Genomic DNA, 20,887 nt, shown 5'->3' on the forward strand with positions numbered 1-20,887 from the left:
AGATCGACGTCGCAACGACGCGGGCGCGTTCGGGAAAACGAGGGATTTCGTTGCTCTTTTCGTCAATGCTCACCCACGAGATGAATTCGCCCGTATCATGCGGCCCGGCACAACCATCCCCTGGAGGACCTTATGAGCGCCGAATTGGATAGCCTGGAGACCCCGTACGAGCAGTCGCAAGCAAAAGAGACCGTGGAGTTCGGCGACGGTGAGGAGGTCACGAAGGAGTTCGTCACCACGAGTTTCTCCCTGGTCACACCGCCCCGCATCAAGGCGAGCTTCTCGCGCGAAGGCCTGACCAGCCGCGTCGTCAAACTGTTCAAGAAGGAAGTCCAGGTTGGCGACCCGACCTTCGACGATGTCGTCTACATCTCCACGGACACCCCGGCGGAGACGGCAGCGTTCCTCAAGTCGGACGACGTCCGCGCGACGATATTGCAGGCCGTGACCGACGGCGGAAACATCGTGATCGACGAGCGCGACATCGTCACGAAAATCCCGAGCCAGGACGGCGGCGACGACAAGCCGCTCGCGAACTTGGTTCGCGCCGTGCTCAAGGCATGACCTGAGGCGGCTGTCGCATTGAGTCCTGCCGTTTGACGCGAAGGGTCCTCGACCCCGGACCGGTCCGCGCATATCGAAATAGCCATGCGCGGACTGGCATTCGGAGCACTGGGCTTCGCGTTGGCGGCATGCTTCGCGTCGAACGACGATCGAGAGGGGGCTGAGCTTCGAGCGGAAGCGCAGGCCGCTGCGCTTCCGGCCTTGAACCTCGACGTGATGGACACGTCCGTGTCGGGCCTCTCGGCGGGCGCGTACATGGCCGTGCAGTTCCACGTCGCGTATTCGTCCATTCTGCGTGGCGCGGGCATTTTCGCGGGCGGGCCTTTCTACTGCGCCGAGGGCTCGCTCAACACGGCGCTCACCACGTGCATGAGCGGCTCGCCCGCGCCGCCGGATGCTGCACGGGCCATCGAGGCGACGAAGCGCTTCGCCGCGGCAGGAACCATCGACGATCCGTCGAACCTCGCCCGCCAGCGCGTGTTCCTCTTCGGCGGCGCCAACGACACCACGGTGGTTCCACCGGTGATGGACGCGCTGGAGAGCTACTACCGCGCGTGGACCCCTGCGGCGTTGCGCTTCGAAAAGCGCCGGCCGGGGACCGCGCACCTGATGCCCACCGTCGCCTACGGCGGTGATTGCAATGTCGCCGCCGAGCCGTGGATCGGCCGGTGCAATTACGACGGAGCAGGCGTCGCCCTGGCGCAGATCTACGGAACGATGGAGCCCCCCAGTTCGAGCCTTGGAGGCCGGTTCGTCAGCCTCGCACAGGAAGCGTATTTGCCCAACCCGGCGTCGCACAGCGTCGCCGACACGGGGTACGCGTACATTCCCGCATCGTGCGAGGCCGGCGCGCGCTGCCGCATGCACGTCGTCTTCCACGGGTGCAAACAGTATGCATCTGGCTCGGTCGGCGACCGATTCTACAGATACGCGGGATACAACGAATGGGCCGACACGAACCGCATCGTGGTCGTCTATCCGCAAGCGATCCCCACGAGCGGCACGAACCCCAATGGCTGTTGGGACTGGTGGGGCTACGATGGTCCCAACTACGCAACGCGTGCGGCCCCGCAAATGACCATGGTTCGTCGCATAATCGACGCCCTCGCCGGCGGCGCCCAGGATGGCGGCGCACCTGACGCGGCGCGCGATAGTGGAACGACGTGTTTCGTCGCCAACAACTACGAGCACGTGACCCGAGGCCGCGCACACGTGTGGTGGGGGTACGCACTCGCGAACGGCTCGAATCAAAATATGGGACTATACTCGGTCGGAGTCGTCACCTCGCTGCGTCAGGTCGGGACCGACCATTACGTCATCGGCACGTGCCCGTAATCTCGTTCCAGGGAGAGCCATGAGAAATTCCGATACGCGCGCCATCGTGAAAGTCGCCGTCGCCAGCTTCGTGGGCACGGCCATCGAGTGGTACGACTTCTTCCTCTACGGCACCGCGGCGGCGCTGGTGTTCAACAAACTCTTCTTCCCCAAGTTCGATCCGCTCATGGGCACGTTGCTCTCGTTTGCGACGTTCGCCGTCGGATTCGTGGCCCGCCCGGTGGGCGGCGTGGTCTTTGGCCACTACGGCGATCGCATCGGCCGCAAAGCGATGCTCAGTTTGACCTTGCTCATCATGGGCCTGGCCACCTTCGCCATCGGCCTTTTGCCCACCTACGACAGCATCGGCGTTCTCGCCCCCGTCTGCTTGGTGGCGTTGCGTCTCTTCCAGGGATTCGGCCTCGGGGGCGAATGGGGCGGCGCCGTCCTCATGGCCGTCGAACACGCGCCACCGAACCGGCGCGGCTTCTACGGCAGCTGGCCGCAGACCGGTGTTCCGGCCGGGTTGCTCTTGTCGACGGGCACCTTCGCCCTGGTCTCGCGCATGCCGGAAGCCGACTTCCTCGCCTGGGGATGGCGCATCCCCTTCCTTGCCACCGTGGTCCTGGTCGGGGTTGGCGCCTTCATTCGATTTCACGTCGTGGAGAGCCCCGCCTTCGCGCAGGTGAAAGAAGAGAAGCAAGAAGCGAAGCTGCCCATCCTGGAGGTGCTGCGCAAATACAAGAAGAGCGTGGCCCTGGCGATGGGCGCCCGCCTCGCGGAAAATGCCTTCTTCTACATCTACACGACGTTCGTGCTCGCCTATGCCACCGAGCACCTGAAGGTCGCGCGCCAAACGGTGCTCACCGGTGTGCTGCTCGCCGCCGCCATCGATCTCGCGGCCATTCCCTTCTTTGGGCACCTGTCGGATCGCTTTGGACGAAGGCCCGTCTACATGTTCGGCGCCGCCTTCTCGCTTCTCTTCGTCTGTCCCTTCTTCTGGCTCGTCGACACCGCACGTGCCGAGCTTCTTTGGTGCGCCATCATCGTCGGCGTCTCCGTCGGCCACGCGGCCATGTACGGCCCCCAGGCCAGCTTCTTCTCGGAGCTCTTCGGCGCCCGCGTGCGCTACAGCGGCGCCTCGTTGGGCTACCAACTGGCCTCCGTCCTCGCCGGCGGCCTCTCCCCGATGATCGCCGCGAGCCTCCTGCGCAGCGCCGGCGGCTCCTGGTGGAGCGTCGCCGTCTACATGATGGCCCTCGCCTTGCTCACGCTCATCGCCGTCTACTTCGCCTCGGAAACCGCCACGGTGGATCCGGGGCCCCCGAAAGGCGGCTCACCGGACGACGAGCCTTCCGTCGGCATCGCCCCCACGGCATCGCGTTCCGTGTAAGGTCAGCCCCCCGAGAGCGAGAGCGTATTGCCGTGCGGATCCTTGAACCAGGCGACGCGTGTACCACCCGGCGCCGTCCAGATCCCGCGCTCGTCTTGGGGCATGCCCTCGTAGCGCTCGAACGCCACCCCACGTTGGGCGAGCGCGTCGACGGCCGCCGCGACGCTCGGCACCGTCCAACCCAGCACCGTGAAGACCTGCGGCGTCAACGCATCGACCTTTTGAATACGGAGGGTCGTGCCATTGGCCTTGCACACGAGGGCGAACGAGTCCTCGGACTCCACCTCGAGCCCGAGCGTACCCGCATAAAACGAGCGGGCTACCGTGAGATCCTTTGCCGCGATGAATGCAACGAGGACAGCCTGGTTGTCGAACATGGTACCCCTTTTTGGATCATTTGCAGCCGAGGGAAAGCCGGCGGCGTTTGGCATCTTCCGCGGTGACGGAGCGCGGTTTGGCATCGCCCCAGCGGCGAACCACTTCGGCGTAGGCGGTGCAGGCGCCGGGGATGTCGCCCGCTTCTTCTTTGGCTTGCCCCAGCCAGAGGTGGGCCCGCGTGGTGGTGAAGGGCTCTTCGAGGCTGTCGCAGCTCTTCGTCGCAGGTTCGAGCAGCGCGATGGCTTGCGCGTGGTCGCCCGCCATCATGGCCACGCGTCCCTCGAACGTGTCCGAGATGACGCGCAGGGACATGGGCTGCTCCAACGAGCCCGAGGCGAGTCCGGACGTGGGGCGCGACTTCCAGGCTTCGGCCGCCTGCTTGCGCGTCATGCTCACCGGCCCCCAGCGAAGCCCCCACGTCTTGCTCACCGTGGGGGCAGCGTCCTTCTCCCACTTTTCCGTGAGCGTGCGCCAGCGCTCTTCGGGGATGGTTCCGTGTTGCACCAACGTCGCCAGAAGGTACGGCTCGTACATGGTGCTGCTCCAGAAGCCCTCCGTCCAGGCGTCCCTTCGGCGGAAGAATTGCTCGGCGATGGCCGCAGCACGCGCCGGCTTTCCTTCCTCAGCCATCACGTCCATGCGGAGGGTGGCGGTGCGCACGTGATCGTACACGTTGGCCGAGTCCTTCCACTCCGCGGAGAGGCTCTCCTCTAGCTTTTCCGCATTCGTGAAGTCCCCCGCGAGCGCGGCCAAACGAAGCCGGTGATAGAGGTACGAGCTCTTACGCGAGTCCTCGGGCACGTTGTTGCGGTATTGCTCGAGCGCCGCCTCCACGGACTCCACCGCGGCACCTTCCGAGGCGAGCGCGTTGGCGAGATGACGGTACGCGCCCGAGCTGCTGGGCACATTGGCGATCCAGCGCCGCGCCGCCGCACTTGCGGCCGTACACTGCCCGCGCAGGCGAAGGATGCGGATGCGATCCTCCAGGCAGTCGCCCGAGCCTGGCGCCACCTCCAGGCATCTGTCCAGAGCGGCCATGCCCTCGTCGAGTTTCCCCAGCCGCACCAGCGCGACGGCTTGCGTCTGCCAGGCGTCGGCGTCCTTTGGATCGAGCTCCGTCGCCCGGCGCCCCAGCTCGCGCGCTTGCTCGATGGTCGACACCTCGTGCGCGGCGAACGACTTCACCATCGCCGCCACGGTCAGCATCTGCGCATCGTCGGGAAAGTGACCCACCGCGGCATCGGCCCGGCGCGCGGCCTCTTCACGGTCCGCGGGCTCCCACGACACAAGGGGGGCCAGCATGTCGAGGAACACGCGGTTGCGCTCGTTCATCTCGTCGCGAAGCGCATTCGCATGCCGAAACTGCTCGCGCTCGTGCGCGATGCTGTAACGGAAGTACCCCGTGAGCAGCAGCTGCAACTGCGCCTCTGGGCACTTGGGATCCTCCTCGACCGCCTTCTCGAAGGCGCGCATCCCCAGCTCCCACGTGGCCTCGCGCATGGCCGTCAGTCCCTCGTGGTAACGCGCCACGGCCGCGCGCGTGCACGAAGGCGATGCCTCGAGCTCCGTCACCAGCGTCGCCAAGGGCGCACTCGCCGGGCGCACCGCCACGTTGGCGGCGTCCGGTGACGCCGAAGCCGGCTCGCTGTGCGAGAGCGCACGCACCATGAAGACGCTCGCCGCCGCCACGCCCAGCACGGCCCCTGCCGCCAGCGCCCGCGAAAACGGCACCACGGAGGGCATCGTCTTGACCTTCGGCGCCGTCGACGGCTCGTCCCGCTGCACCAGGTGCGGGTCCACCATCTGCGCCTCGCCGGTGTTCGCCTGCAGCAGCGCCGTCACGTCGGTCGCGCCGGGCACATCCACCCGCGACGGGGTGCGAACGCCGCACGCCGCAATGAGCTGGGCCATCGAGTCGAAGCGATCTTCCGGCTTCTTCTCCAGCGCACGCAAAATCGTCTGCGAGATTTGGAACGGCACGTTGGCCAGCGGCTTCACGTCGTCGGTGAGCACCGAGGTCAGAACGTAGAATGTCCCGCGATCCGTCGACCAGGGCAGCTTCCCCGTGAACAGCTCGTAGGCCATCACGCCCCAGGAGAATTGGTCGGCGCGCCCGTCGCACGCCTCGCCGCGGATCTGCTCCGGGGCCATGTAGCCGGGCGTCCCCAGCACACGCGGCCCGGGCACGTCGATCGTGCCGCGCTCGCCCGATTCGTTGATGCTCGGGTACGTGCGCAGCTCCGCGGCGCTGTCGGGAATCGCCTTGTGGTAGCGCGCGATGCCGAAGTCGAGCACCTTCACCACACCGTCGTCGCGGATCATCACGTTGTCCGGCTTGACGTCGCGGTGCACGAGGCCGCGGTCGTGGGCAGCCCCGAGGGCGCGCGCCACGTCGATCACCCACTCGAGCCGCGTCTCGAACGACGGCACCGGCGAGCCAACGAAGGCCCGCAGCGATTTACCTTTGACGTACTCCATCGCGATGAACGGCACGCCATCGCGATCGCCGACGTCGTGGATGGCCACCACGTTGGGGTGATTGAGCGCCGCCGCCGCGCGCGCTTCGCGCAGGATGCGGGCCGAGGCTTCCGAAAGCGTCTTTCCTTTCGTCTGTTCACTTGGACTGGAACCGCTCGCGTCGTTGCGGTCACGCCGCAACACCTTCAACGCGACCCGACGTTGGAGCCGGGTGTCAAAAGCTCGAAAGAGCTCGCCCATGCCGCCGGAGCCCACGCGGTCTTCCAACCGGTAACGTTCCGCAAACGTCTCGCCCGGTCGTAACGTCCCGACGACCTCCCCGGAGGGAAGCGTTTCGCGACGGGAATTGGGCGCATCGTTCGGCATCCGCGACGCATCATGATACCCCAAGCCTTCCCCGCTGCCGCGTGCATGAGGCATCCGTTTCGATGGAGGCAACGTCCGGTTGCCGCCTTTCGGCGCCTCACATTCTCGTACAGTAACGGTGCCGTGTACCGCGAATACCCCCCGACCCGACCGCTCGCGCCTTACGTCGAGTGCTTCTGGACGAAGCGCGTCGATGTGAGTCGCACGCGCGTGCGGCAACGCGTCCTGCCGGACGGGTGCATGGACATCCTCTTTTACCTCGATGCCGATCGGCGTCCCGAGGGCCTGGTCGTCGGCACCATGACGCGCGCCTTGCTTCTCGTGGACGAATCGGCGGCCGGCGATCGCGTCGCCGCGGTTCGTTTTCGGCCCGGTGGGGCGGTGGCGTTTCTCGCCACCCCGGCGCACGAGCTCACGGACATGAACATCGCGCTGGACGAGGTGTGGCGAGACACCGAGGGGCTCGGCGAGCGACTCCGCACCGCAGCCTCGCCGGCCGCGTGTGTCGCCGAACTGGAGCGGGAGCTGCTTCTCCGCCTCGTCAACGCGCGCCCGCTGGACCCGCTCATCGGCGCCGCCGTTGGCGCATTGCGCCGGGTGCACGATGGACCGCTGCGCATCGGCGAGCTGGCACGCACCCTGGGGGTCAGCCGCCAGCACCTCGCGCAGAAGTTCAAGGTCCACGTGGGCATCGGCCCCAAAGAGTTCGAGCGTGTCGTGCGCATGACCCGGCTCACCGAGCGCCTGCTCGCCCCCGCCCGCGCGGGCCAACGAACGACCACAGCGGAACTCGCCTACGACCTCGGCTACTACGACCAAGCGCACATGATTCACGAATTCAAAGCGCTCACCGGCCTCACCCCGCGCGAATACGCCGCCGACGTGCGCGATTCCATTTTTCCAATACAGGGCCCGGAGGCCGGCGCACACTCCCCGGCATGAACATCACCGCCAACCTGTTCGTGAAAGAAATCGAGCCTTGTTTGGAATTCTGGGTCACCCGATTGGGATTCGAAAAGGTGACCGAGGTACCTGATGGAAAGCGCCTTGGATTCGTCATTCTCAAAAAGGGAAATGCCGAATTGATGCTCCAGAGCCTCCAAAGCGTCTCCAAAGACGTCGCGCCCATCGCCAACGACGTCTATCGCTCCGCCTTGTACATCACGGTCGACGACTTGAAACCGATTCGCAAAGCCTTGAAGGGTGTCCCCCTGGTCGTCCCCGAACGCCGCACGTTCTACGGCGCCGACGAGATCATCGTCCGCGATCCCGCCGGCAACGTCGTCTCCTTCGCACACCACACCGGCGGCTGAAACGACGGCTATGCCACGGGGATGCGCAGGCGCGCCGCGCAGCCGCGGTGCCCCTCGCGCGATTCGAGTGCGAGGGTGCCGCCGTGGCCTTCGGCGATTTGGCGGGCGAGCACGAGGCCGATGCCCGAGCCGCTCGGCTTCGTGGTGAAGAAGGGCACGAAGAGGTTCTCGGTGTTGGAGATCCCGGGGCCATCGTCGAGCACGAGGACCTCCACCGCGCCGGCGGTGTGGAGCCAGGTGAGCTCGATGCCGCTGCCCTTCGTTTCCAGGGTGGCCTCGGCCGCGTTGCGCACGAGGTTGATGAGCAGCTGATCGAGTTGGTCCGGATCCGCCGCCATGGTGACCTTCGGCCCGGGGGTGACCCGCAGCGGGACGCGCGTCTCGAGTGCGGCGATGCGCGCGATCCAGGGGGCGACGTCGACGTCGGTGAGCTTGGGCGGCGGGAGGCGCGCGAGTTGGGCGTAGGCGCGCAAAAAGCGCCCCAGGGCCTCCGCGCGGCGCGCGATCACCGAGAGGCCGCTGCGCAAATCTTCTTCCCAGTCGTCGGGGCGATCCGGCTCGTCGAGAAGACCGTGCATGTGCCCGGCGATGGATTGGATCGGCGCGAGCGAATTGTTGATCTCGTGACCGATGACCCGCACGAGGCGCTGCCAGGCTGCGCGTTCCTCTTCGCGCAGGGCGCGGTGCAGGTCGGCGAGCACCACGAGCTCGTGCTGCAGGCCGTGCTGGCGAAAGGTGGCGCGGCGCAGTTCCCACGGGCCCTTGCCACCGGCGAACACCATCGCGAAGGTGCGCGGCGCGGCCCCTTCGAGCAACGCGTCGAGGCCGAGATCGCGCGCGCTCGCGCCCACGAAGCCGCCTGGGCGCGGGCCGAGGAGTCGTTCACCGGCGCGGTTCAGGAGACGAAGGTGGTGCTCGTGGTCGAAGGCGAAGAGCGCGACGTCGACCGACTCGATGACCTTTTCGAGCAAGGCCATGGCCTCCATCGATTCGAGCCGTTGCTCGCGGAGGATCGCGCTCAGCGCGTTCACCTCGCCCAGAGCCTCTCCCAGCGCATCGTCGGAGCGCTGCGCACGCCCGCGCAGTGAGTAGTCACCCTCGCGCACGGCGGCCACGAGGTTCGCCACGTTGCGGAGCGAGCGCACGATGTCGGCGCGCACGTACGCGGCCAGGCCGAGCCACGCACCGACGGAGAGCACACCGAAGGTCCACACCGTCTTCGGCGCATGGTCGCCAAAGACGAGCAGCGCCAACGAGGTGGCCACGGCCGGCGCGCCGCCGAGCAGCGCGTACAGATGCAGGCGCGTCTCGTAGGCGACTTTAGCCGGCTTTGATCCCATGGGCCTGGAGCCGACGATAGAGAGCGCTGCGGCTAAGTCCAAGCGCGACCGCCGCGTCGTTTACGTTTCCCCCCGCCCGGGCGAGCGCGCGCTGAATCGCGTGGTACTCGATTTGCTCGAGCGTGAGGCCTTCGTCGCCGGCAGCGTCCGCAGTGGGAGCCGCGGCAACGGGCGCGTGGGCCGGCTTGCGCAGGCCGAGATCTTCCGCGGCAATCGCATCACCGGTGGCCATGAGCACCGAGCGCTCCATCACGTGCTCGAGCTCACGCACATTGCCCGGCCATGAATGCTCGGTGAGCGCGCGCATCGCCCCCGGAGAGAGCGCACGCACCGGTTTCCCGTAGCGCGCGGCCACTCGCTCGAGAAAATGCATGGCCAGCCCGCCGATGTCCTCGCGGCGTTCGCGCAGCGGCGGGAGGTGCACTTCCACCGTGTTCAGGCGATAGAGCAAGTCCTCGCGGAAGCGTCCCTCGACCACCTCGCGCCCGATGTCCACGTTGGTGGCGGCGAGCACGCGCACGTTGGCGCGGCGCGTGCGGGACGAACCCACGGGGTGAAATTCGCCCGTTTGAATGACGCGCAGCAACTTCACCTGCTGCGCGATGGGCAAGTTGCCAATCTCGTCCAGGAACAACGTGCCGCCGTCGGCCAGCTCGAAGCAGCCGACGCGGTCCGCCTTGGCGTCGGTGAAGGCGCCGCGCACGTGACCGAAAAGCTCGCTCTCGAAGAGGCTCGGCGAGAGACCACCGGCATCGACGGCGACGAACGGCTTCGAGGCACGCAGCGAGCCCTCGTGCATGCGGCGGGCGATGACCTCTTTGCCCGTGCCGTGCTCGCCCAAAATGAGCACATTGGCATCCGAGGGCGCGACGCGCTCGATGAGCGCCAGCACCGGTTTCATCGCCGGGGCATCGGCAATCATCTTGGGCAACTGCTGCGCCCTCTGCCGCGACGCCTCCTGCTCCAGCCTCCGCGAGCGGCGCAGCGCACTCCCCAATTCGACCTGCGTGCGCAACGTCGCCAGAAGCCGCGCCGACTCCCACGGCTTCTGCACGTAGTCCCGCGCCCCGCGCCGCACGGCCTCCACCGCCCCTTCGATGCTCCCCCACGCGGTCATCACCACCACGGGCAGCGCGGCATCGAGCTCGCGCAGCTTGTCCAGAAGCTCGAAGCCCTCCTTGCCCGAGGTGGTGTCGCGCGCGTAATTCAGGTCCATCAACACGAGGTCGAGCTCCTCGCGCCCGGCCACCTCGAGCACCGCCGCCGGCGACGCCGCCGTGTGGACGGTGAACTCGCGCTTCAACAAGAGGCGCAGCGCTTCGACGATGTCCGACTGATCATCGGCAATGAGAATGCGGGGGGATGATGCCACGGGGTTTCCTCGTTATTGATTGGCGGCTTGGGCGAGCGGCGCCCGATTCTCGCGCACGATGCGTCCATCGAACAGATGCACCGTTCGCGTCGCCTGCTGCGCATACTCGGGGTTGTGGGTCACCATGCAAATGGTGGTGCCCGCTGCGTGCAAATCGCGCAGCAACCCCATCACCAGGTCACCGTTGCGCGAGTCCAAGTTTCCCGTCGGCTCGTCGGCCAGCAGGATCAACGGCTCGCCGGCCACCGCGCGGGCCACGGCCACTCGCTGCTGCTGGCCGCCCGAAAGCTGCCCCGGCATGTGCTTCGCGCGGTGCCCCATGCCCACACGCTCGAGCGCGGCCTCGACCCGCTTCTTTCGCTCGGCCGGCGGCATGTCGCGGTAGGTGAGCGGCAGCTCCACGTTTTCGTAGACCGATAGATCGCCGATCAAATTGAAGCTCTGAAAGACGAACCCAATCTGGCGATTGCGCACGCGCGCGGCCTCGAGCGGCGAAAGCCCGTCGACCCGTTCGCCGCCCAAAAGGTACGTGCCCGAATCGGGCGCGTCGAGCAGCCCCAGCACCGAGAGCAGCGTCGTTTTTCCGGAGCCCGAGGGTCCCTCGATGGAGACGAACTCCCCGCGCTCGATTTCCAAGTGCACCTCGGAAAGCGCGTGTGTCTCGACCTCGTCGGTCGTGAAGATCCTCGTGATGCCTTCCATGCGAATCATCGTTTCCACGTTACCTCCATTCTACTTGAGCCGAATCCGATCCACCGAGGCCCATGCCGACATGTCCGAAAGAATTACCGAATCGCCTTCGCGCAAGCCGCTCACGACCTCGACGGTCTTCACCGACGAGCGACCGAGCTGCACCGGCACCCGCACCGCCTCGTCGCCGACCACCTTGAAGGCCGTCACGCTGCCGGCGGGTGTTGCCATCGGCGGGCGCCCCACGTAGAGGACTCCGTCGAGCCGCTCGATTTCGATGCGCCCGTCCACGCTCAAGTCGGGGCGCGCGCCCTGCGGCAGGGGAACGTCGAAGCCGACGTCGATCTTCACCGTGCCATTTTGAACGGCGCCATCCATGCGGATCACGCGGCCTTGCACCAGGCCATTGCGCGTGTCCACGGTGACGGATTGGCCGATTTGCACGTCCTTCGCCTGCGTCTCGGCCACGCGCAACTCGGCCTTCAGCTTTTCCGGCTGGGCGACCTTCCCGAGCACCACCCCTTGCGTCACCCATTGGCCGACCTGCACGGGGACATCGGCCAGCACGCCCGCGACCCCCGCGCGCACGTGCAGCTCGTCGAGCTGGCGGCGACGAAATTCGGCGATCGACGCGAGCCGCTCCACCTGCGCGCGCTGCGACGCGAGTTGCGCGCTCGCTTCTTTTTCCAGCGATCCGAGGCGCTTCTTCTCGAGCTGCACGCGGCCATCGAGGGCCTCCGCGCGGCCCTGCGATTGCGCCATTTCCAGCTTCGAGAGAAAGCCGCGCCGGGAAAGCTCGCCGTCGGCCTCGGCGCGGCGGGCACTTTCCACGGCATCGGCGTTCAGTCCGACGACCTGCGCCTCCTGCGCCAAGTGCTGATTGCGCAGCCGCGCCTCCAAGTTCACGATCTCCGCCTCGGCGGCGGTCTTTTGCCGGTCCGCCTCCAAGGACTGCAGCACCAAGTCCGGATTGTCCAGGACCACCACCACCGTGTCCGGCTGGACGGCGGCGCCGGAGCGCGCACGCACGTCCGCGACCCGCGCGGGCGTCGTCGCGGTGAGCCAGCGAATTTGCTCGGGCACCAGGCTTCCCACGCCCTGCACCTCGCGCAGCATCGCCCCATGTTTCACCGTATCGATCCACACCGTGGCCCGGTCCACGGTGGGCGCGGCACCGCGCGTGCGCGCCAGGGCCACCGTCACCACCGCGACGATGGCCACGGCGATACCCACCGCGAGCTTCACTTTCTTCTTTTTCGGCTTTTGCCTGGGAACGTCGTTGCTCATGGTGTGCCCTTCAGCGCAATCCCGTGGCGCGAAAGAATGTCCGTGGTGAGCGCATCGAGCGTGGCCGCCGACTTGGCGTTCTCCACCTCGGCGCGGAGGAGCCGCAGCCGCACGTCGGTCGCCGATTGCTGGCGGCGCAGCACGTCGAAGTTCGTCGAGCGATTCGCTTGAAAGCGCGCGCTCTCCGCCGCCAGATCGAGCTCCGCGACCTCCACAGCGTGCACCAGCACCGCCACGCGCCGCTGCGTGCTGTCCAATGCAGCGAGTGCGCCCGCGACATCGTTGGCCACGCGCGTTCGGGCGTCCTCCTCCGCGAGGCGCGCCTTCCGCGCCCGCTCGATCGCGGCATCGCGCTGGCCGCGTTGGGCGCGCCGCTCGACGGGCTCTTGAAAGACGAAGCCCACCTGCGCGGTGTAGCCGCCAAAGCTTCCCAGGTTCGACAGCGCCTGCTGCGGATCGGTGGCCACCCCCAACGCGCCGCCGGAGGCGTACACGTCGAACTGCGGCAAGAGCGCGCTCTCGGCCACGTCGATGTCGATGCCCGCCGCCACCGCTTGCGCGTGCAGCGCGCGAACCTCCGCGTTGCGTGCGAGGGCCCGCCCGAGCACATCGCCCCGCGCCACCGTGAGCACCGCCGGTTTCTCCGCCGCGACGAACGACGCAGGCGACTCTTGCCCGAGCAGCCGCGCGAGGTTCGCCCCACGCTGCGCGAGCTCACGCTCCGCGTCGATGAGCTCCTCCTCGCGCACGGCCACGCTCACCTCCACTTCCGCAGAGCCGGACGGAGATTGCTTACCCACGTCGATCTGCGCCATCACCGCGCGCAGCTGCTCGCGGGTAGCCTCCAGGGCTTCGCGCCGCAGGGCCACGGCGCCCGTGGCATAGGCGAGCTCCCAATAGGCGTGGGCCACGTCGCGCACCAGGCCCGATGCCTCCGCGACCAAGGTGCGCGAGGCCACGCCCTGGTCCGCGTTGGCGATGCGCGCCTTTGCGCGCGCCACATCGTACCCACGCCCACGGAGCAGTGGCTGCGTCAGCGCCAGTTGCACGCTGGGCATGTACGCCTCGGAGGCCACCAGGTTCGCGTCCGACGTGGAGAATCCCGAGACGGCGCGCCGGACGTACGGTGCGTCCAGCCGGAGCGCCACGCTTCCACCCGTCGAGAACGGCCGCGTGAGCGATGCCGCCAAACCGATGCGATCGTAGGGCGCAAACGGGAACGTCTGCGCATCCACGTTGTCCGTGCGAGTGCGCGTCCAGTTGCCCGTGCCATCGACGAGAAAGTCATCGAGCCCTTTGGCCTCGAGCACGCGCGCATTCGCAATGGCCACATCGGCAAAGCGCCCCGCGAGCCTCGGATTGTGCGCCACCGCCGTGCGCAGCGCGTCGGCCAAGGTCACTTCTTGCGCCTGCACCGGTGCAGCCATGAATGCGCAGAGCGCGCCGCAAACCCACGCGACCAGCTTATTCATGGCGCATGGCCTCCATCGGATGGATCAAGGTCGCGCGGCGCGCGGGAATGTAGCTCGCGAGCGCCGCCACGCAGCCCGTGAGCACGACGACGAGCACGTATGTCGCGGGATCGAGCGCCCCAATGTCGAAGAACATGTCGGCCACCCAATGGTCCAACGCCACGGTCATGATGCTGGCCACTACCAGGCCAATCCCCATGCCCACCGCCGCGAGCCGCAAGCCTTCGAGCACGAGCATGCGCTGCAACCGCCCCGCGTCCGCCCCCATGGCCATCCGAATCGAGAGCTCCTTGGTGCGCTGTTCGACGGCGTACGACATCACGCCGTAGATGCCAATCGCAGCCATCAAGAGCGCCACCCCCGCGAAGAACGCGAGAAGAGTCGCCACGAAGCGTGGTTTGGCAATGGCCTCGTACACCGTCGAGTCCATCGTCTCGAGCCGCGCAATCGGCAGCCCGCTATCGAGCGATCCCACGAAGGCGCGCACGCTATTGAACAGGGCCCGCGGATCGCCCTCGGCGCGCAGCACCAGGTTCATGATGCGCGGCGTGTGCATCACGCCGGGGAGCCGCGTCTTCCACGTGGTCGTTTGCTGCAGCGGGATGTACACCTCGGTCCCCGCCTTGACGCCGACGCCCGCCTGCTTCGAATCGGCCACGATGCCCACGATGGTGTGCTCGGGGTACTCCGGTTCGCCAGGTCCCTGCAGCGTGAGCTTCACACGCTTTCCGATGGGATCCTCGCCGGGCCAAAACTTCTTCGCCATGGCCTCGTTGATGACCACCACCTTGGGGGCATGCTCGTCGTCCGTGGCCTCGAATAGCCGCCCGCGCACGAGCGGGATGCCCATGGTGGCGAAGTAGTCATTTTCGGCGATCTGCCAGTAGTCGACGTTCCATTCCCATTCCCGGCTCTCCACCCGCCCGATGATTTCGAAGCTGTTCGCGTTGAGGGTACGCCGCGGCGGAAGCCCCATCATGAGCGTGGCCGCCTTCACACCGGGCAGACGCTGCGCACCTTCGTGCATGCGCTTCCAGAATGCGTACGCCTCGTCGGCCGTCGGGTATGCCTTCTTCGGCAGTTGCACGTGCAAGGTCACCATGTTTCGCGGGTCGAAGCCCAGATCCGTCTTTTGCAGGCGGATGAAGCTCCGAACCATGAGCCCCGCGCCGGTCACCAGCACGATGGCCAGGGCCACTTGGACGAGGATGAGGGCACGCCGGAAAAGGCGTTTGCCATGTCCGCTGGTGCTGGTTCGCTGGCCCGCCGCGCGCAAGGTGCCGGCCAGATCGCTGCGCGCGTGAAGGATGGGCGTGAGCCCGAAGACCAGGCTCGTGAGCAGCGAAACGGCGACCGCATAGACGAGCACCGTCGTGTCCAATCGAATTTCCTCGGCGCGCGGCACCTCCTGGGGCAGCAGGGCCACGGCCGCATCGAGCCCCCACATGGCGCAAAGGATGCCCAGCAGGGCGCCGGCGAGACCGAGCACCATGCTCTCGGTCAGAAACTGACGCGCCATGCGCGAGCGGCTCGCCCCCAAGGCCACGCGCACGGCAATCTCCGAGGTGCGTGCCTCGGCGCGCGCCAAGAGCAGGTTCGAAATGTTCGCGCACGCGATGAGCAGCACGAAGATGACCGCCGCCTGCAATGTGAGAAGCGGCAGACGCGACGAGCTGACTACGTCCTCCTGGAGCGGGCGGTACACGACGGGGTGCTCCGCCGACCCCAGTCGGTGCACGCCCTCGGGGAGCGCCGCGGCCCACGCCGGCATCAAGGTCGCAAGCTCGGCCTGCGCCGCCTCGAGCCCGACGCCGCGTCGCAAGCGGCCCATGACGCTGAACCAGTGATTTCCCCGGGCCAGCTTCGCCTTGTCCATGCCGAGCGGCATCCACATCTGCACGTGCTCGGGAAACTCGAAACCGCGGGGCATGACGCCCACCACCGTGACGGGGACGGCGTCGACCTTCACGGTGCGCCCGATGATGTTTCGGTCGCCACCGAACGCTTGCTTGAAGAGACCGTATCCGAGAACGACCGCCCGCGTTCCCAATACCCCGTACTCCGCCACGCTGGAATCGCCCGGAATGTCCTCGTTCGCGTCGTAGAAGCGACCGAGCATCGGCTGCACGCCCAAGGTCGGCAGCAAGCTCGCCGTGGTGTAGGCCGTGGTCACCACGAGCGGCTTGTCGCCCCCCGTCAAATTCGCATCCCCTTTGGTCCACGCCCCCATCGATTCCAGCGACTGGACATCGCGCGCGACATCGAAGTACTCGGGGCCGGAGAAATTCCAATACCCTTCGAACTGCCCGGGGTACGTCACATTGACCCGAACCAGTCTTTCCGGCTCCGGAAAGGGCAGCGGGCGAATCAGAATGGCATTCACGATGCTGAACACCACGGTATTCGCCGCCACGGCCAGGGCCAATGTGGCAATGGCCACCGCGGTAAAGCCGATGTTCTTGACCAGGAGCCTCAACGCAAATCGGATATCTTGAAGCATCGGACGCGTCCTTATTCGCCGCGCATCGCGGTCATGGGATGAATGAGCGTCGCCCGCCGCGCGGGGATGTAGCAGGCCAGCGCCGATACGCCGCCCGTCACGAGAATGACGAGGAGATACGTCATGGGATCGAGTCCCTGCACGTCGAACAGCTCCTTCACCGCCCAGCGGCTGAATACGAACATGCCCGCACCGGCGAGCACCAGGCCCACCACCATGCCGACCAGCGCAAGGCGGAGTCCCTCGAGCACCAGCATTTTCTGGAGCCGCGCGGCGTCCGCGCCGAGGGCCATCCGTATGGATAGCTCCTTCGTGCGCTGCTCGACGGCGTACGACATGACTCCGTAAATTCCAATGGCCGCCATCAAGAGCGCCACGGCCGCGAAACAACCGAGGAGCGTGGTCACGAAGCGCGGTTTGGCAATGGCGTCGTACACGGTGCTATCCATCGTTTGCATACGCACGACGGCCAGATTTTCATCGAGTGAGGCCACGTGGGCGCGCAAGGTGGCAAACATGGAGCGCGGATCGCCATCCACGCGCACCATGAGGTTCATCGCGCGAGGCAGGAATGACTCTCCGTTCGGCGCCGCATTGTGGATTTGCGTGATCTGCTGCACCGGGATGTACACCTCGCTCCCGACCGGGGCTTCGAGCCCGCCCTGCTTCGAGTCCGCTACGACGCCCACGATGGTTTGCTCCACCGGCGACTCGCCCACGGGGGCGGTATTGTAGAGTTGAAGGCGCTTTCCAATGGCATCTTCGGTTGGGAAAAACGAACGCGCCATCGTCTCGTTGATCACGACCACGCCCGGCTTGCTCTCGTCGTCCGTGGAATCGAAAAGCCGTCCACGAAGGAGCGGGATGCCCAGCGTTTCGAAGTACCCCTCGCTCGCAATCTGCCAATAGTCGACGTGCCATCTGTACGGATCGCTGGCCGGCAATCCAACGATGTGGACGCTGTTCCAATTCAATCGGCGCTTGGGTGGGAGGCCGCTCATCAAACTGGCCGCCTTGACGCCTGGCAGGATCGACGCGCCGTCGCGAAAGCGCTTCCAAAAGGCCAACATGGCCGCATCGTTCGGATACGATTTCGGTGGAAGTTGCACCTCCACGCTGACCAAGCCGTGCGGGTCGAATCCCAGTTTCGTCTTTTGCAAGCGAACGAAGCTACGAATCGTGAGGCCCGCGCCGGTGACCAGCATGATGGCCAGGGTGACCTGGGCCAGAATGAGCAGGCGCCGAAAGAGCTGCTTGTTCGCGGCCGATGTCGTCCGCTGGCCCGCCGCACGCAAGGTGCCTGCGAGACCGCCATGGGTGTGCACGATGGGTGCGAGGCCGAACACGAAGCTCGCCCCCAAGGCTACGAGCACGGCGAACGCGAGCACCGCCGTGTCGAGTTGGATCTCCCCGGCACGCGGAACGCCCTCGGGAAGGAGCATCATCACCGCATCGAGCCCCCACATGGCGAGGACGATGCCCAACCCGGCCCCCAACGTCCCCAGAACGAGGCTCTCCGTCAGAAACTGCCGCGCCATGCGCCCTTGCGTGGCGCCGAGTGCGGCGCGCACGGCAATTTCTCCACTGCGCGCCTCGGCTCGCGCAAGAAGCAGGTTGGAAATGTTCGCGCACGCGATGAGCAGCACGAAGATGACCGCCGCCTGCAACGTCAGCAGCGCCGCACGCACCGGACGAACGAGCTCCTCTTGGAGGAACTGGTACGCAATCGCATGCTTGATCGGATCGATCGAGTCTTCCTTGTCATGCCGCGTGGCCCACATCGACATCAAGGGGCGAAGCTCGTCGCGCGCGGCCTCCAAACCGAGACCGGGTTTGAGCCGCCCGATGACGTTCAGCCAATGCGAGCCGCGCGTCGATTTCGAAAGATCGATGCGGAGAGGAGCCCACAATTGGGTGCGCTCGGGAAACTCGAAGCCGCGGGGCATCACGCCGACCACCGTGACCGGCGTCGCGTTGTACTGCACCGTGCGGCCCACCACGCTGGGATCGCCGCCGAAGACGGTCTTGAAGAGATCGTAGCCCAGCACGATCGCGCGCACGTCGCCGGGCCGGTCCTCATTCTCGTCGAAAAAGCGACCCAACATGGGCGGCACGCCCAGGGTCGGAAGGAAGCTCGCGGTCACCGTCGCGACGTGCACCGCCACGGGCTGATCGGACCCCGTCAGATTCGCGTCCTCGTCGTCGTAGGCGCCCATCGATTGGAACGCGTGCACCTCCGCGGCCAGCTCCGTGTACTCATGGGCGGAGAATGGCCAGTACGTATCGGAGGGCTGTTCGACGAACTGCGTGTTGATCCGCACGAGCCGCTCGGGCTCGGGAAACGGCAGCGGCCGAATCAGGATCGCATGGACGATGCTGAAGACGACGGCGTTGGCCGCCACCGCGAGCCCGAGCGTCGTGATGGCCACGACGGTAAAGCCCAGGTTCTTCCCAAGGAGCCGCAGCGCAAACCGGATGTCCTGAAGCATGCGGGCTCAAGCCATAGCAAGAGCCAAGCCGCGAGCTATCTCAGCGAAATAACTAGAATATTGTTATTTCACCCTTGTTCGCTTTTGGGACGCCATCCCAAAATCGGAAAGCTCCGTCTCGGCTCCCTCCCCTCCGGGGGAGGGCTGGGGAGGGGGTGCCCTACCGCAAGGTCGCCAAATCCGCCCCGTAGAAGTCCCCGTGCTCCGGGGTGTCGACGGTGAAGCCGGACAGCTCCTGAATGGCCACCTCGACGTCGTCGACGGCGTAGGCGTTCACGTGGCCACCGGCCTTCTTGTCGTCGCTCAAGTAGTGGAAGTGGTAGCCGACCCGATCGAAACGCCGCAGGTACTCCGGGCAACGAAAGCCCACCAAGGTTCCCTGCGTGGCCACGTGATCGTGCCACCGGTATTCGCGCAGCACCTCGTCGAGCGGGCGGTACGGCTTTTCCTGCGGCTCGCCATTGCCCGCCTCGACGTGGACGAAGCGCCCGCGGATCCGCACCGCATAGATGCGGCGCTGCGGGTCGAGCTCCGCATCGAGCCGCTTCTCGAGCTCCTGGTGCGTGAGCGGGCCCTGGATGCGCAACGTCCGCTCGGGCCGGAAGAACGTCATCACCGCGTAGGGCGTGGTGTCGTTCGGGCCGAGCTCCTGCATCGTTCCGTCCGCCCGCGAGCGCCAAAAGGTGCCTCCCATGGCGACGAGCTCCCCATCGTTTTCATGGGTGGCGCCCAGGCCAAAGTCGCCATTGTCGCGAAGCCGTGCCATAGGAATCACGCCTTCGTAGACCCCGGCCTGGTACGCCGTGCGAACCGAGGCATGGTAGAGCACCGCCTTTTTCGCAGGCAATGCCGTCGCGCCGATGGCGCATACACCCAGCGCCATCAGTGGCAGGACCGAAAGGAGCATCCCGTTTGTCATGATCAGGATCTAGGTCCCGTACATACATTCGAAAATTGAAACATTTGCGACATTCACTTCACGATCCATAATGTGTACTCCATGTTCCCGACGTACGACAGCGAGCTGCTGCGCAGCTTCGTGGCCATCGCCGACGCAGGCAGCTTCGCCAAGGCCGCCGCGCGCCTGAACATCACGCAGTCGACCATCAGCCAGCAGATGAAGCGGCTCGAGGAGCAGGTGAATCAACCGCTCTTCGCCGCCTCCGGTCGCTGCCGCGTGCTCACCGAATCGGGCGAGCTGCTTCTGAGCTACGCGCGCAAGATCCTCGCCCTCAACGAATCCGCGCACATCGCGATGCAACACGGCGTGCTCGGCGGCGCCGTGCGCGTGGGCGTCGTCCAGGATTTCGCGGATACTCGGTTTCCGCACGCCCTGCGCACCTTTGCGCGGCGCCATCCTTCGGTGCGGGTCGAAGCACGCGTGGCCAGCAGCCGCGACCTCTCGAGCCTGCTCGATGAGGGCCTCCTCGACCTGGCCATCATCTTCGACGAGCCAAAAACCCGGCCCGGCGCGGTCATCCGCCGGGTCGACCTGGTGTGGCTCGCCGCGCGCGACTTCGTCCCTCCCGCCGCCGGCGAACCGTGGCCGCTCATCCTCTTCGAGGGCGCGTGCACCTTCCGCGACCGGGCGATCGAAGCGCTCGACGAGCGGCACATGCCGTGGCGGGTGGTCTACACGTGCCCCGGCCTCTCCGGCCTGCACGCCGCCGCACGCGCAGGTCTCGGCGTGTGCGTGCGCATCGAGGACGACAGCGAAGGGCTCCGCGTCCTCGACAAGCGTGAGGGGCTTCCCACCTTGGGCAGCACTTGCCTCAAGCTCATCACCGCCACGGAAACGCTCCCCGCGGTCGCCGAAGAACTCGCTGCTTCCCTGCGCGCCGCCTGCGCGAGTTCGGGCGGTCGGTTAAGGCCAATGGGAACATGGCTTGATTTCTGAAAAACTCCGTCATAAGAGACATGTTGTTCATTTT

General features: G+C 66.5%; 16 protein-coding genes. 6 read left to right on the plus strand and 10 right to left on the minus strand.

What is annotated here, in order from left to right:
• Positions 1-132 precede the first annotated feature (132 nt).
• The 3 genes from LVJ94_45350 to LVJ94_45360 all read left to right on the plus strand — a co-directional run bounded on the left by LVJ94_45350 (position 133) and on the right by LVJ94_45360 (position 3,271).
• Positions 133-564, plus strand: a complete 432-nt coding sequence (locus tag LVJ94_45350) for a hypothetical protein (GenBank protein ID WXB04121.1) — start codon at positions 133-135, stop codon at positions 562-564.
• An 84-nt stretch (positions 565-648) separates the two neighbouring features.
• A complete protein-coding gene (locus LVJ94_45355) occupies positions 649-1,899 on the plus strand; it encodes a hypothetical protein (GenBank protein WXB04122.1) in 1,251 nt (416 codons plus the stop codon).
• Between the two features lie 19 nt (positions 1,900-1,918).
• Positions 1,919-3,271 (plus strand): MHS family MFS transporter, encoded by a 1,353-nt coding sequence (locus LVJ94_45360; GenBank protein ID WXB04123.1) that lies wholly within the window; start codon positions 1,919-1,921, stop codon positions 3,269-3,271.
• Positions 3,272-3,273: 2 nt separating this feature from the next.
• Here LVJ94_45360 and LVJ94_45365 read toward each other — a convergent pair whose 3' ends face one another.
• Together LVJ94_45365 and LVJ94_45370 are read right to left on the minus strand one after the other, a co-directional pair.
• Complete coding sequence (locus LVJ94_45365) at positions 3,274-3,648, minus strand: VOC family protein (protein ID WXB04124.1); 375 nt, start codon at positions 3,646-3,648, stop codon at positions 3,274-3,276.
• Positions 3,649-3,664: 16 nt separating this feature from the next.
• Entirely contained in the window at positions 3,665-6,493 is a 2,829-nt protein-coding gene (locus LVJ94_45370) for a protein kinase (GenBank protein WXB04125.1), read from the minus strand.
• Between the two features lie 123 nt (positions 6,494-6,616).
• On the opposite strand from LVJ94_45370, the gene LVJ94_45375 reads away from it, so the two are divergent.
• Both LVJ94_45375 and LVJ94_45380 read left to right on the plus strand, forming a co-directional pair.
• On the plus strand, positions 6,617-7,435 hold the full coding sequence (locus tag LVJ94_45375; GenBank protein ID WXB04126.1) for an AraC family transcriptional regulator: 819 nt from the start codon (positions 6,617-6,619) through the stop codon (positions 7,433-7,435).
• Positions 7,432-7,806 carry a hypothetical protein gene (locus tag LVJ94_45380; protein WXB04127.1) on the plus strand — a complete coding sequence of 125 codons (375 nt, stop codon included), beginning with the start codon at positions 7,432-7,434 and terminating at the stop codon, positions 7,804-7,806. The genes LVJ94_45375 and LVJ94_45380 overlap by 4 nt, the downstream gene beginning before the upstream one ends.
• 8 nt (positions 7,807-7,814) lie before the next feature.
• On the opposite strand, the gene LVJ94_45385 is transcribed toward LVJ94_45380, so the two are convergent.
• The 8 genes from LVJ94_45385 to budA all read right to left on the minus strand — a co-directional run bounded on the left by LVJ94_45385 (position 7,815) and on the right by budA (position 19,875).
• On the minus strand, positions 7,815-9,146 hold the full coding sequence (locus LVJ94_45385) for an ATP-binding protein (GenBank protein ID WXB04128.1): 1,332 nt from the start codon (positions 9,144-9,146) through the stop codon (positions 7,815-7,817).
• Positions 9,127-10,518 carry a sigma-54 dependent transcriptional regulator gene (locus tag LVJ94_45390; protein WXB04129.1) on the minus strand — a complete coding sequence of 464 codons (1,392 nt, stop codon included), beginning with the start codon at positions 10,516-10,518 and terminating at the stop codon, positions 9,127-9,129. Before LVJ94_45390 ends, LVJ94_45385 begins: the two co-directional genes overlap by 20 nt.
• Before the next feature lie 12 nt (positions 10,519-10,530).
• Positions 10,531-11,229 (minus strand): ABC transporter ATP-binding protein, encoded by a 699-nt coding sequence (locus LVJ94_45395; protein WXB04130.1) that lies wholly within the window; start codon positions 11,227-11,229, stop codon positions 10,531-10,533.
• 21 nt (positions 11,230-11,250) lie between these two features.
• Positions 11,251-12,495: an HlyD family efflux transporter periplasmic adaptor subunit gene (locus tag LVJ94_45400; protein ID WXB04131.1), complete on the minus strand. Its 1,245-nt coding sequence runs from the start codon at positions 12,493-12,495 to the stop codon at positions 11,251-11,253.
• Positions 12,492-13,967: a TolC family protein gene (locus tag LVJ94_45405; protein ID WXB04132.1), complete on the minus strand. Its 1,476-nt coding sequence runs from the start codon at positions 13,965-13,967 to the stop codon at positions 12,492-12,494. The genes LVJ94_45400 and LVJ94_45405 overlap by 4 nt, the downstream gene beginning before the upstream one ends.
• On the minus strand, positions 13,960-16,467 hold the full coding sequence (locus LVJ94_45410; GenBank protein ID WXB04133.1) for an ABC transporter permease: 2,508 nt from the start codon (positions 16,465-16,467) through the stop codon (positions 13,960-13,962). The genes LVJ94_45405 and LVJ94_45410 overlap by 8 nt, the downstream gene beginning before the upstream one ends.
• A gap of 11 nt (positions 16,468-16,478) precedes the next feature.
• Positions 16,479-18,956, minus strand: coding sequence for an ABC transporter permease (locus LVJ94_45415; protein ID WXB04134.1), 2,478 nt, complete (start codon positions 18,954-18,956; stop codon positions 16,479-16,481).
• 160 nt (positions 18,957-19,116) lie between these two features.
• A complete protein-coding gene (gene budA / locus LVJ94_45420; protein ID WXB04135.1) occupies positions 19,117-19,875 on the minus strand; it encodes an acetolactate decarboxylase in 759 nt (252 codons plus the stop codon).
• 81 nt (positions 19,876-19,956) lie between these two features.
• Here budA and LVJ94_45425 point away from each other — a divergent pair, with 81 nt between their 5' ends.
• The gene (locus LVJ94_45425; GenBank protein WXB04136.1) at positions 19,957-20,853 is read left to right on the plus strand and encodes a LysR substrate-binding domain-containing protein; all 897 of its coding nucleotides are present in this window, start codon (positions 19,957-19,959) and stop codon (positions 20,851-20,853) included.
• Positions 20,854-20,887: the final 34 nt, after the last annotated feature.

The sequence above is a fragment of the Sorangiineae bacterium MSr11367 genome (assembly GCA_037157805.1).
GTDB lineage: Bacteria > Myxococcota_A > Polyangia > Polyangiales > Polyangiaceae > Pendulispora > Pendulispora rubella.

What these genes read in the sequence shown, in the direction of transcription:
- LVJ94_45350 (WXB04121.1), top strand. Translation starts at nt 133, where the DNA reads ATGAGCGCCGAATTGGATAGCCTGGAGACCCCGTACGAGCAGTCGCAA.
- LVJ94_45365 (WXB04124.1), bottom strand. Translation starts at nt 3,648, where the DNA reads ATGTTCGACAACCAGGCTGTCCTCGTTGCATTCATCGCGGCAAAGGAT.
- budA (WXB04135.1), bottom strand. Translation starts at nt 19,875, where the DNA reads ATGACAAACGGGATGCTCCTTTCGGTCCTGCCACTGATGGCGCTGGGT.
- LVJ94_45425 (WXB04136.1), top strand. Translation starts at nt 19,957, where the DNA reads ATGTTCCCGACGTACGACAGCGAGCTGCTGCGCAGCTTCGTGGCCATC.
- LVJ94_45410 (WXB04133.1), bottom strand. Translation starts at nt 16,467, where the DNA reads ATGCTTCAAGATATCCGATTTGCGTTGAGGCTCCTGGTCAAGAACATC.
- LVJ94_45370 (WXB04125.1), bottom strand. Translation starts at nt 6,493, where the DNA reads ATGCCGAACGATGCGCCCAATTCCCGTCGCGAAACGCTTCCCTCCGGG.
- LVJ94_45360 (WXB04123.1), top strand. Translation starts at nt 1,919, where the DNA reads ATGAGAAATTCCGATACGCGCGCCATCGTGAAAGTCGCCGTCGCCAGC.
- LVJ94_45400 (WXB04131.1), bottom strand. Translation starts at nt 12,495, where the DNA reads ATGAGCAACGACGTTCCCAGGCAAAAGCCGAAAAAGAAGAAAGTGAAG.
- LVJ94_45415 (WXB04134.1), bottom strand. Translation starts at nt 18,956, where the DNA reads ATGCTTCAGGACATCCGGTTTGCGCTGCGGCTCCTTGGGAAGAACCTG.
- LVJ94_45380 (WXB04127.1), top strand. Translation starts at nt 7,432, where the DNA reads ATGAACATCACCGCCAACCTGTTCGTGAAAGAAATCGAGCCTTGTTTG.
- LVJ94_45395 (WXB04130.1), bottom strand. Translation starts at nt 11,229, where the DNA reads ATGATTCGCATGGAAGGCATCACGAGGATCTTCACGACCGACGAGGTC.
- LVJ94_45355 (WXB04122.1), top strand. Translation starts at nt 649, where the DNA reads ATGCGCGGACTGGCATTCGGAGCACTGGGCTTCGCGTTGGCGGCATGC.
- LVJ94_45405 (WXB04132.1), bottom strand. Translation starts at nt 13,967, where the DNA reads ATGAATAAGCTGGTCGCGTGGGTTTGCGGCGCGCTCTGCGCATTCATG.
- LVJ94_45385 (WXB04128.1), bottom strand. Translation starts at nt 9,146, where the DNA reads ATGGGATCAAAGCCGGCTAAAGTCGCCTACGAGACGCGCCTGCATCTG.